The sequence below is a fragment of the Acinetobacter sp. YH12129 genome, from assembly GCF_013418685.1.
Classification (GTDB): domain Bacteria; phylum Pseudomonadota; class Gammaproteobacteria; order Pseudomonadales; family Moraxellaceae; genus Acinetobacter; species Acinetobacter amyesii.
Map to the genome: position 1 here is coordinate 24,297 of NZ_VPBP01000030.1, position 10,318 is coordinate 34,614.

The 10,318-nt window shown below is 39.3% G+C and carries 12 protein-coding genes; 8 read left to right on the forward strand and 4 right to left on the reverse strand.

From position 1 onward, the window contains the following. The first annotated feature begins 12 nt into the window (after window positions 1–12). From mmsB to FTU65_RS13290, 6 genes are all read left to right on the forward strand, one after another. The gene (mmsB, locus tag FTU65_RS13265) at window positions 13–903 is read left to right on the forward strand and encodes a 3-hydroxyisobutyrate dehydrogenase (protein WP_180065910.1); all 891 of its coding nucleotides are present in this window, start codon (window positions 13–15) and stop codon (window positions 901–903) included. 89 nt (window positions 904–992) lie between these two features. Continuing rightward, window positions 993–2,648, forward strand: a complete 1,656-nt coding sequence (locus FTU65_RS13270; RefSeq protein ID WP_180004479.1) for an AMP-binding protein — start codon at window positions 993–995, stop codon at window positions 2,646–2,648. Between the two features lie 120 nt (window positions 2,649–2,768). Further along, window positions 2,769–3,896 carry an acyl-CoA dehydrogenase family protein gene (locus FTU65_RS13275; protein WP_180004478.1) on the forward strand — a complete coding sequence of 376 codons (1,128 nt, stop codon included), beginning with the start codon at window positions 2,769–2,771 and terminating at the stop codon, window positions 3,894–3,896. 81 nt (window positions 3,897–3,977) lie between these two features. Further along, window positions 3,978–4,751 carry an enoyl-CoA hydratase gene (locus FTU65_RS13280; protein ID WP_180011815.1) on the forward strand — a complete coding sequence of 258 codons (774 nt, stop codon included), beginning with the start codon at window positions 3,978–3,980 and terminating at the stop codon, window positions 4,749–4,751. 23 nt (window positions 4,752–4,774) lie between these two features. After that, window positions 4,775–5,800 (forward strand): enoyl-CoA hydratase/isomerase family protein, encoded by a 1,026-nt coding sequence (locus FTU65_RS13285; protein ID WP_180004474.1) that lies wholly within the window; start codon window positions 4,775–4,777, stop codon window positions 5,798–5,800. Window positions 5,801–6,002: 202 nt separating this feature from the next. Then, window positions 6,003–7,340, forward strand: coding sequence for an MFS transporter (locus tag FTU65_RS13290; RefSeq protein ID WP_180004472.1), 1,338 nt, complete (start codon window positions 6,003–6,005; stop codon window positions 7,338–7,340). Window positions 7,341–8,037: 697 nt separating this feature from the next. Here the strand turns inward: FTU65_RS13290 and FTU65_RS13295 are convergent. Together FTU65_RS13295 and FTU65_RS13300 are read right to left on the reverse strand one after the other, a co-directional pair. Continuing rightward, on the reverse strand, window positions 8,038–8,199 hold the full coding sequence (locus FTU65_RS13295; RefSeq protein WP_180066887.1) for a hypothetical protein: 162 nt from the start codon (window positions 8,197–8,199) through the stop codon (window positions 8,038–8,040). Next, window positions 8,196–8,417 carry a hypothetical protein gene (locus FTU65_RS13300; RefSeq protein WP_180066889.1) on the reverse strand — a complete coding sequence of 74 codons (222 nt, stop codon included), beginning with the start codon at window positions 8,415–8,417 and terminating at the stop codon, window positions 8,196–8,198. Before FTU65_RS13300 ends, FTU65_RS13295 begins: the two co-directional genes overlap by 4 nt. A gap of 111 nt (window positions 8,418–8,528) precedes the next feature. On the opposite strand from FTU65_RS13300, the gene FTU65_RS13305 reads away from it, so the two are divergent. Continuing rightward, window positions 8,529–8,723: a hypothetical protein gene (locus FTU65_RS13305; RefSeq protein ID WP_180066891.1), complete on the forward strand. Its 195-nt coding sequence runs from the start codon at window positions 8,529–8,531 to the stop codon at window positions 8,721–8,723. A 514-nt stretch (window positions 8,724–9,237) separates the two neighbouring features. Here the strand turns inward: FTU65_RS13305 and FTU65_RS13310 are convergent. Together FTU65_RS13310 and FTU65_RS13315 are read right to left on the reverse strand one after the other, a co-directional pair. Next, window positions 9,238–9,399 (reverse strand): hypothetical protein, encoded by a 162-nt coding sequence (locus tag FTU65_RS13310; RefSeq protein ID WP_180066893.1) that lies wholly within the window; start codon window positions 9,397–9,399, stop codon window positions 9,238–9,240. Further along, entirely contained in the window at window positions 9,396–9,617 is a 222-nt protein-coding gene (locus FTU65_RS13315) for a hypothetical protein (protein ID WP_180066889.1), read from the reverse strand. The genes FTU65_RS13310 and FTU65_RS13315 overlap by 4 nt, the downstream gene beginning before the upstream one ends. Before the next feature lie 111 nt (window positions 9,618–9,728). On the opposite strand from FTU65_RS13315, the gene FTU65_RS13320 reads away from it, so the two are divergent. Beyond that, entirely contained in the window at window positions 9,729–9,923 is a 195-nt protein-coding gene (locus FTU65_RS13320) for a hypothetical protein (protein WP_180066891.1), read from the forward strand. The last annotated feature ends 395 nt before the right edge of the window (window positions 9,924–10,318 follow it).

Below are 10,318 nucleotides of genomic sequence, written 5' to 3' on the forward strand. Positions count from 1 at the left end.
AGGAGTTCAAGGATGAATATTGCCTTTATCGGTTTAGGAAACATGGGCGGAAAAATGGCCCAAAACCTACTCAAAGCAGGTTTTACGGTTTACGGTTTCGACTTAAGTGAAATTGCGATTCAGCATTTTACTGAAGCAGGTGGCATCGTTTGCCACAGCCCACAAGATGCCGCGAAACAAGCAGATGTCTTGATTAGCATGTTGCCTGCTGCCAAGCATGTCAAAGAGGTGTACTTGGGAGAAAATGGTGTATTGGCGGTAATGAAAGCAGGAAGCTTATGTATCGATAGCAGTACCATTGATCCGCAAACCATTAAGGATATAGCCGAGGCGGGTGCTGCACATCAGATAAAAATCTGTGATGCACCTGTTTCAGGCGGAACTATTGGTGCTCAGGCAGGTACATTAACCTTTATGGTCGGTTCAGATGATCAAACCTTTGAAAGAACCAAAGCGGTATTGGGCCACATGGGAAAAAACATTGTGCATTGTGGCGATGTGGGTGCAGGTCAAATTGCGAAAATTTGCAATAACTTGATTCTTGGTATTTCCATGGCAGCTGTTGCTGAAGGTATGGCGCTCGGTGCGCGCCTAGGGATTGATCCTCAAGCCTTAGCAGGTGTGGTGAATAGTTCGAGCGGACGTTGTTGGAGTTCGGATGTATGTAATCCATGGCCGGGTATCTCAGCAAATGCACCTGCGGGACGTGGCTATACCGATGGTTTTGCAACGCAGTTGATGTTGAAAGATCTAGGATTAGCTGTAGAAGCCGCAGGACAAGTCAAACAGCCGATTATTTTAGGTGGACTGGTTCAGCAGATGTATCAACAGCTGTGTTTACAAGGTAATGCACACTTAGATTTTTCAAGCATTGTGCAGCAATACTTACCTAAGGACGCTTAATCGCTTTGAACACCAATCTAGCCTAGGGATGGCTAAAAATACTAACACTCGTGTCGGAATAACAATAAATTGAGACTGAGGTAGAGAAGATGTCGAATTATCAAGATGTTGCAAAGGCATTTGACTTAAATCATGCTGCCAAAGAAATGTTATCAGGCTCTTTAGAGCAATTAAATGCATGTTATGAATGCTGCGACCGTCATGCGATTGATCAAGATAAGGCTGCACTGTATTGGCAGGGCAAAGATGGACGGAAAGAACAATATACCTTTGCAGAGCTGCAACAGTGGTCAAGCCAATTTGCCAATTTTTTAAAGTCACAGGGTGTGCAAAAAGGTGATCGTGTATCGGGTTTATTACCCCGTACAGTTGAATTACTTGTGGTGATTTTAGGGGCTTGGCGAATAGGTGCTGTATATCAACCGCTATTTACCGCCTTTGGCCCCAAAGCCATTGAACATCGTTTACACCTTGCACAAAGCAAATTGGTGATTAGCGATGTTGGTAATCGCAGTAAATTAGATGAAGTTGCACATTGTCCCCAAATCGTTACTGTTGCAGATCGAGCGGGTCAAGGGATTCAACAGGGAGATTTAAACTTTTGGGATGAAGTAAACGCACAGTCTACAGATTGTGAAATTGTCCTACAGAGCATCAATGATCCATTTCTTTTGATGTTTACTTCAGGTACTACAGGTCCTGCAAAGCCCTTAGAAGTCCCGCTTAAAGCTTTGATCGCTTTTGGTCAATATATGAAAAATGCGGTAGGGCTACGTGAAGATGATTCGTTTTGGAATATTGCCGATCCGGGTTGGGCTTATGGTTTGTATTACGGAATTACTGGGCCACTTTTACTTGGACATGCAACACTCTTTTACGAAGGTGGTTTTAGCATTGATAGTTTGTGTCAGATTGTAGATGACTACAAAGTGACGAACCTTGCAGGCGCACCGACAGCGTATCGGATGATGATGGCAGCTGATCCTGAACAAATGGCAAAACTCAAAGGGAAATTTCGAGTTGTCAGTAGCGCTGGTGAGCCGCTTAACCCTGAAGTGTTCCGCTGGTTTAAACAAGTTTTAGATGCACCGATCTTTGACCATTATGGTCAGACTGAAGTTGGTATGGTGGTGTGTAATCATCATGGCTTACAACATGATATTCGCGCAGGTGTCGCAGGTTATGCCAGTCCGGGATATCGCGTGGCAGTTGTTGATGAACAAGGGCAAGAGCTAGCTGCAGGAACGCCAGGAGTACTGGCTGTCGATATTAGTCAATCACCGATGATGTGGTTTGGTGGCTATAAAGAAAGTCGTAAGTCACCCTTTGTAAAGCATTATTACCTCACGGGTGATACCGCAGAATTACACGCAGATGGCAGTATGAGCTTCGTTGGTCGTAATGATGATGTGATTACAACATCAGGTTATCGTATCGGGCCATTCGATGTTGAAAGCGCTTTACTTGAGCATGATGCAGTGATTGAAGCTGCGGTCATTGGTGTACCTGATCCGGATCGGACAGAAATCGTAAAAGCTTTTGTAATTTTAGCTGAGCATGTCACAGCGTCAGAAGAATTAGCGGAGCAGCTAGGGCAATTTGTGAAAAAGCGCTTATCTGCACATGCTTATCCACGATTGGTGGAGTTTGTTCAAGAACTACCGAAAACTCCAAGTGGAAAAATTCAGCGTTTCTTATTAAGAAATCAAGAGATTGCGAAACAATCCACGCAGCATGCAAGTTAAAAGACGCAACGATTAACCCTAAATGAATGCCGAACAATCAGGATCAAAATCAAGCTTTCATTCAGTTCTAATCATTTTCAAACTGGATGGAAGCATTTGATTGATGTACAGGAAGATAAGATGCAATTTACCGAAGAACAATTATTAATTCAGGACATGGCACGCAGTTTCGCGCAGGAACAAATTAAACCTCAAGCGGCTGAATGGGATAAACACGGAACCTTTCCCAAAGCGGCTTTAGCGCAGATGGGAGAACTGGGTTTATTGGGTATGTTGGTATCAGATGAATGGGGTGGTTCAGATACAGGTAATCTTGCCTATGTTATGGCTTTAGAAGAGGTTGCCGCGGCCGATGGGGCAACATCAACCATTATGAGTGTACATAACTCAGTAGGCTGTGTTCCTATTGCTAAATTTGGCACAGAAGAACAAAAGCAGAAATATTTAGTGCCTTTAGCACAAGGCAAAATGATCGGTGCATTTGCATTAACTGAGCCGCATACGGGTTCAGATGCTGCTGCCATTAAAACCCGTGCAGTCAAAGATGGCAATGAATGGGTGATTAATGGTGCTAAGCAGTTTATTACCTCGGGACATAATGCAGGGGTCATTATTGTCTTTGCTGTGACTGATCCGAGTGCAGGAAAAAAAGGCCTGAGTGCTTTTATTGTCCCTCGTGAGACAGCCGGTTATGAAGTGATTCGTACTGAAGAAAAGCTTGGGTTACATGCTTCAGATACCTGTCAAATTGCACTAACAGATGTTCGTGTGCATGAAAGCTTGATGTTAGGAAAAGAAGGTGAAGGTTTGAAAATTGCCTTATCAAATCTAGAAGGCGGTCGTATTGGTATAGCGGCGCAAGCGGTTGGTCTTGCACGAGCAGCATTAGAAGAAGCAACCCGATATGCCAAAGAGCGTATTACCTTTGGAAAGCCGATCTTTGAACATCAGGCAGTTGCGTTCCGATTGGCAAGTATGGCGACAGAAATAGAGGCAGCACGCCAATTGGTCTATCACGCGGCACGTTTAAAAGAAGCAGGACAACCTTGCTTAAATGAAGCGTCTATGGCCAAGCTTTTTTCATCTGAAATGGCTGAGCGTGTTTGCTCCGCAGCATTACAAGTCTTTGGTGGTTATGGCTATCTCAAAGATTTCCCTATAGAGCGTATTTATCGTGATGCACGTATTTGCCAAATCTATGAAGGTACGAGTGATATCCAACGTTTAGTAATTGCCCGCAGCTTATAACGTTGTCATTAAGACATTTAAATGAAAAGGCTTCAGATATGAAGCCTACTCATGAATATTGAACATATATAGGGATATTACATGCAATTTGAAACGATTCTGCTTGAAAAGAACAATGGTGTTGGACTTATTACTTTAAATCGTCCTCAGGCCTTAAATGCATTAAATAGCACATTAATTCAAGACCTTAATTTGGCCTTAGATGATTTAGACAGAGATTCTTCCATTGGCTGTATGGTTATTACAGGTTCAGAAAAAGCCTTTGCCGCTGGTGCAGATATTAAAGAAATGGCTGAACTGAGTTTTCCAAATATTTATTTGGATGATTTTTTTCATCTGGCAGATCGAATTGCTCAGCGCCGTAAACCTCTAATCGCAGCTGTCAGTGGTTATGCGTTAGGTGGAGGCTGTGAGTTAGCGCTCATGTGTGACTTTATTTACTGTGCCGATAATGCAAAATTCGGTTTAACAGAAGTGACTTTGGGAGTAATCCCAGGGATAGGTGGGACACAGCGTTTAACGCTTGCTATTGGTAAGGCCAAAGCCATGGAAATGTGTCTGACTGCGAGACAAATGGGCGCAGTAGAAGCAGAGCAGAGTGGTTTAGTTGCTCAAGTCTTCCCTAATGAGGAGTTAGTCGAAAAGACCTTAAAAGCTGCTGAAAAAATAGCCGAAAAATCTGTAGTCGCAACCATGATGATCAAGGAGTCAATTAACCGTGCATTTGAAGTCAGTTTGCAAGAAGGTTTACGTTTTGAACGTAGAACATTTCATTCAATTTTTGCAACTCAAGACCAAAAAGAAGGCATGCAAGCATTTGTTGAAAAGCGCCAAGCCAATTTTAAAAACAATTAAAAAGAAAAAAGGATCATACGGATATGAGTACAAATAACTTAATGATTGAAGAACATGGACATTTAGGCCAAATCAGTTTAGATCGCGTGGCAAGTTTAAATGCCTTGTCTTTAGAAATGATCCAAGGCATCCAGCAGCAATTAGCACTATGGGCTGATCAAACCAATATTCATGCCGTACTTATACGCTCAAATAGTCCCAAAGCATTTTGTGCAGGTGGAGATATTCGCTATCTCTATGATAGTTATATGAATGGTAAAGAAGATCATCAAGCTTATTTTCAAGCTGAGTATGAAATGCTGAACACCATTCGTTCGTATGAAAAACCCATTATTGTCATACTCGATGGCTATGTACTTGGAGGTGGATTTGGCTTAGCCCAAGCATGTCATGTGCTTGTCAGCAGCGAAAAGTCTAGATTTGCCATGCCTGAAACTGCCATTGGATTTTTCCCAGATGTGGCTGCGACACATTTTTTATCACGTTTGGATGATATTGGTGTGTACATGGCAACTACGGGCGATCAAATCAGTGCCAGCGATGCGTTATACCTAGATTTGATTGACTACCATGTTCCGAGTGAGCAACTTGTTCAATTAGAAGAAGATTTAAGAAATTCCAAGCATCTCAGCAAAGAATATATTGAACAATTGATTGCGAAATATATTACTCGACCAGCGGAAAGTGAACTCAGTCAAAATGCAGATTTAATTCGTAAGCATTTTGGTTATGAGAGCATTGATGCCATTGAAAATAGTCTTGAAAATGAACAGCATAATGATGCTCAAGCGTGGGCGTTAAAAATACGCAATACCTTGGAACAACGATCTCCAATCGCGAAAAGGATCAGTTTGCAACTCCAACATTTAGGTCGAGGTCTTTCACTAAAGCAATGCATGCAAATTGAACGACATTTACAAGACGTTTGGTTTCAACATGGCGATATTGTTGAAGGTGTGCGTGCATTAATTGTGGATAAAGACAAACAGCCAAAGTGGCAACAGTCTAGTCCGACTTTAGACAAAATAATGGAGGAAATATCTATTTAATCAGTAGATTTATATTTTTAACGGTTCAAACCCTTGGTCAATATTCATATTTGATTTTATGTTCGATATGAACCAGTGACTCAGCGTAAATTAAACACATATAAGATCTAAAAATATTGATTTTCATGAAGAAAATCATCATACAAATCAAGCATCGTGAAAATGCAACGTAGAAATATCTTGCAGAATAAGGAAGATAACAATGCAAAATGTACAGGGAAACACAGCTCCACCAGCTAAGTCCTCGCATCGTTTAGCGGGTATTTCCAGTATGGTGGGTACAACCATCGAATGGTATGACTTTTTTATCTATGGTGCTGCCGCAGCACTCATTTTCAATCGACTTTTTTTCCCAAATCTTGATCCCTTAACTGGCGTGTTGGCTGCATTTGCAACCTATGCTGTAGGCTTTATTGGTCGACCACTCGGTGGAATAGTTTTTGGTCATTTTGGCGATAAAGTTGGTCGTAAATCAATGTTATTGGTCACATTAATGTTGATGGGTATTCCCACGGTGATGATTGGGTTGTTACCGACATTTGAAACCATTGGTTATTGGGCAACGGTCTGTTTAATTATTTTAAGATTTATACAAGGCATGGCCATGGGTGGAGAATGGGGCGGAGCAGTACTCATGGCGGTAGAACATGCGCCAGCGGGTAAAAAAGGCTTTTGGGGAAGTCTACCGCAAGCCAGTACAGGTGGTGGTTTATTGCTCGCTTCGGTAGCTTTAGGTCTAGTCTCAATGTTACCTGAAGAAGCGCTATTTAGCTGGGGTTGGCGTCTACCATTTTTAGCCAGCATTATTTTACTGGCTGTAGGTTGGTATATTCGTGTAAAAGTACCGGAGTCACCAGACTTTGAAAAAGTTAAAGCTCAAACTGAAACAATTAAAGTTCCAGCAAAACAAGTGTTTAAAAATCATCCTAAGCAGTTGATTACGATTATTTTATCTCGAGCTGCTGAAAATGCTTGGTTCTATTTGGCATCGACATTTGCTTTAGCCTATACTACCACACAGCTGAATATTCCTAGACAAGACATTTTGTTTGCAACGATTTGTGGTGCTGCAGTCATCATGGTCATTACGCCAATTTTTGGACATTTGTCTGATAAAGTTGGGCAAAAAAACATGTTTAGATTTGGTTTATGCGTACTGGCTTTATACAGCTATCCATTTTTTGCGATGTTAAATACTAAAGATCCAGTATTGGTTTGGACGGCCATTGTGATTGGTATTGGTGTGGTTTTTCCTTTGATGTATGCGCCGCAGTCACAGTTATTTTCGCGCCAATTTCCAGCAGAAATACGTTATAGCGGTATTTCAATCTCAGTTCAATTTGCAGGCGTGCTAGGTGGTGGTTTAGCTCCATTAATCGCGACAAAATTGCTAAGTATTGGTGATGGAAGCCCAAATTTAATTATTGCCTATATTTCAGGCTTTGCTGTGATTGCGATTATTGCATCTTCATTTTTAAAGCCAGATCAAATAGAGCAAAAGACTAAAGTATTTAGTAGTGAGGAAATCAAATCTTCCTAAATCAACAATCAGGAAAACAGTAGACTGATTTAAATATAGAAATACATATGTACAGCCATAACAACAATTGTTATGGCTTTTTCTTGTCTAAGGATTGTGGCAGGACAAATAATATTGTCAGTATTGCGTAGGATCTTGGCGGCACAAAATATGTTTGATGTGTAAGAGCAACAAATCAAGTTTGTTACACAGATGAAAGATTTAAGCACCAATAAATTAAAAAATATTAAATATCAAAGTCTTAATTATACTATTTCGTATAATATATATTATGTTAAATAGCATATCCAAGACTGTGGCCTACACAAACCATCTGTTGCCACAGCTCGACATCGTGAATATGCAAAATTATCATTCACGATGCCGAGTATCCTAATGAACATAATATACGTTATGCCGAAATCCGACGCGCTATGTGATGATCCAATCTAACGAACAATAATTTTAACTTTGTAATTTCTTCATCATTGTCAAATTCTGAATTTTGCAGTTGCTCTAGTACTGTCTGCAGTAGATCGCGAATGTACTCATAATCATCTCTGGTTAATACACCCTTGTTTCTATCGTAACTGGCCGTTTTGTATATGTGTCTGTTGATCATCAATCTTTACCGGCATCTTATTAAGGGGGGCAACAACTTTTTCCAATCCCCACAGCCCAGACTGGACTATTGATTCTTTTTTGATCGAATTATTCATTATTCTGAATACTCAGCTTCGAGTTCAGCAAAATAGGATTTAAGGTCTTCAACGCGAACCAATAAGACAGCCCAATCATGAGGAGCTATTTCATGCATCAAAATTTCAGATTCAGCTTCAAGAACAGAAATAGCATCTTGGCTTTTTTTTAAAATACTCATTCTTCGATCCCCATTTCACGCATGATGTCATTTTCTTTTTTTACTGAATCGCAATATTCAGAAACTTTTGCAGAGTGATAACCCCACTCACCCATCACCATTTCCAAATGAAAAAGAACTCGTTCCGAATCAAATGCAGGATTGCCCCCGACAATTAACTGGCAAGCATTATCAAAGATGATTTTTGAGACTGTTTCGAAAGCTAGTTCTTTTTCCACTTTATGATTTATCACAAATGATATTTGATCGTTTTATAACATTTGATTTGTGATTTTGCAACATATCATAAAATATAAATCAGATATGATGTCAAAATTTTGGAGAAAGACATGGCTGTAACAATTCGGTTGAGAGATGAAGAAGAAGAAATGATTAAAGACTCAACATTGGAAATGATGTTTGAAACAAAAATTCGAATTAAAGAATCAGATTTAATTCACACACTAATCAGAAAACACCTCAAAGACATAACAACTGAGGACGTTATGAAGTACAGAGCAGAAATTCTTAAAAAAGACGATTAATTATTAGTATTGATCCTGATTATTAGAATTATAAAAAAAGGGCTTTATGCCCTTTCCTTTTGCGCTTGATGTCGCATAACGTAATTTTATGTTAAATAGCATATCCAAGACTGTGGCCTACACAAACCATCTGTTGCCACAGCTCGACATCGTGAATATGCAAAATTATCATTCACGATGCCGAGTATCCTAATGAACATAATATACGTTATGCCGAAATCCGACGCGCTATGTGATGATCCAATCTAACGAACAATAATTTTAACTTTGTAATTTCTTCATCATTGTCAAATTCTGAATTTTGCAGTTGCTCTAGTACTGTCTGCAGTAGATCGCGAATGTACTCATAATCATCTCTGGTTAATACACCCTTGTTTCTATCGTAACTGGCCGTTTTGTATATGTGTCTGTTGATCATCAATCTTTACCGGCATCTTATTAAGGGGGGCAACAACTTTTTCCAATCCCCACAGCCCAGACTGGACTATTGATTCTTTTTTGATCGAATTATTCATTATTCTGAATACTCCGCTTCGAGTTCAGCAAAATAGGATTTAAGTTCTTCAACGCGAACCAATAAGACAGCCCAATCATGAGGAGCTATTTCATGCATCAAAATTTCAGATTCAGCTTCAAGAACAGAAATAGCATCTTGGCTTTTTTTTAAAATACTCATTCTTCGATCCCCATTTCACGCATGATGTCATTTTCTTTTTTTACTGAATCGCAATATTCAGAAACTTTTGCAGAGTGATAACCCCACTCACCCATCACCATTTCCAAATGAAAAAGAACTCGTTCCGAATCAAATGCAGGATTGCCCCCGACAATTAACTGGCAAGCATTATCAAAGATGATTTTTGAGACTGTTTCGAAAGCTAGTTCTTTTTCCACTTTATGATTTATCACAAATGATATTTGATCGTTTTATAACATTTGATTTGTGATTTTGCAACATATCATAAAATATAAATCAGATATGATGTCAAAATTTTGGAGAAAGACATGGCTGTAACAATTCGGTTGAGAGATGAAGAAGAAGAAATGATTAAAGACTCAACATTGGAAATGATGTTTGAAACAAAAATTCGAATTAAAGAATCAGATTTAATTCACACACTAATCAGAAAACACCTCAAAGACATAACAACTGAGGACGTTATGAAGTACAGAGCAGAAATTCTTAAAAAAGACGATTAATTATTAGTATTGATCCTGATTATTAGAATTATAAAAAAAGGGCTTTATGCCCTTTCCTTTTGCGCTTGATGTCGCATAACGTAATTTTATGTTAAATCCGATACACCTGATAATAAGTTCATTAATATTGATATAGATTAAATATTACTAGTGATAACGTCAAATTTTTTAATATTTAGTTATGAATTACATGAACCGGATATTAATTAAGCCAAGAAATATGAAAATATATTTCTTGGCCTAGAATGGTTATTATTTTGAATAAACTTAACCTGAATCGCGGATAAGAAATTAACTTGAAAAAAAGGTGACTGAAAACCATTAGGGAGTTACCACACAACCTAAGCCTTCAGCCACCATGTTCGATTTTACATATTTCTTCTGCATCGTTGATG

Bases quoted from the DNA above. Each gene is read 5' to 3' on its own strand.
- FTU65_RS13290 (WP_180004472.1), top strand. From the start codon at position 6,003: ATGCAAAATGTACAGGGAAACACAGCTCCACCAGCTAAGTCCTCGCAT.
- FTU65_RS13275 (WP_180004478.1), top strand. From the start codon at position 2,769: ATGCAATTTACCGAAGAACAATTATTAATTCAGGACATGGCACGCAGT.
- FTU65_RS13270 (WP_180004479.1), top strand. From the start codon at position 993: ATGTCGAATTATCAAGATGTTGCAAAGGCATTTGACTTAAATCATGCT.
- FTU65_RS13280 (WP_180011815.1), top strand. From the start codon at position 3,978: ATGCAATTTGAAACGATTCTGCTTGAAAAGAACAATGGTGTTGGACTT.
- FTU65_RS13285 (WP_180004474.1), top strand. From the start codon at position 4,775: ATGAGTACAAATAACTTAATGATTGAAGAACATGGACATTTAGGCCAA.
- FTU65_RS13305 (WP_180066891.1), top strand. From the start codon at position 8,529: ATGGCTGTAACAATTCGGTTGAGAGATGAAGAAGAAGAAATGATTAAA.
- FTU65_RS13295 (WP_180066887.1), bottom strand. From the start codon at position 8,199: ATGAGTATTTTAAAAAAAAGCCAAGATGCTATTTCTGTTCTTGAAGCT.
- FTU65_RS13320 (WP_180066891.1), top strand. From the start codon at position 9,729: ATGGCTGTAACAATTCGGTTGAGAGATGAAGAAGAAGAAATGATTAAA.
- mmsB (WP_180065910.1), top strand. From the start codon at position 13: ATGAATATTGCCTTTATCGGTTTAGGAAACATGGGCGGAAAAATGGCC.
- FTU65_RS13310 (WP_180066893.1), bottom strand. From the start codon at position 9,399: ATGAGTATTTTAAAAAAAAGCCAAGATGCTATTTCTGTTCTTGAAGCT.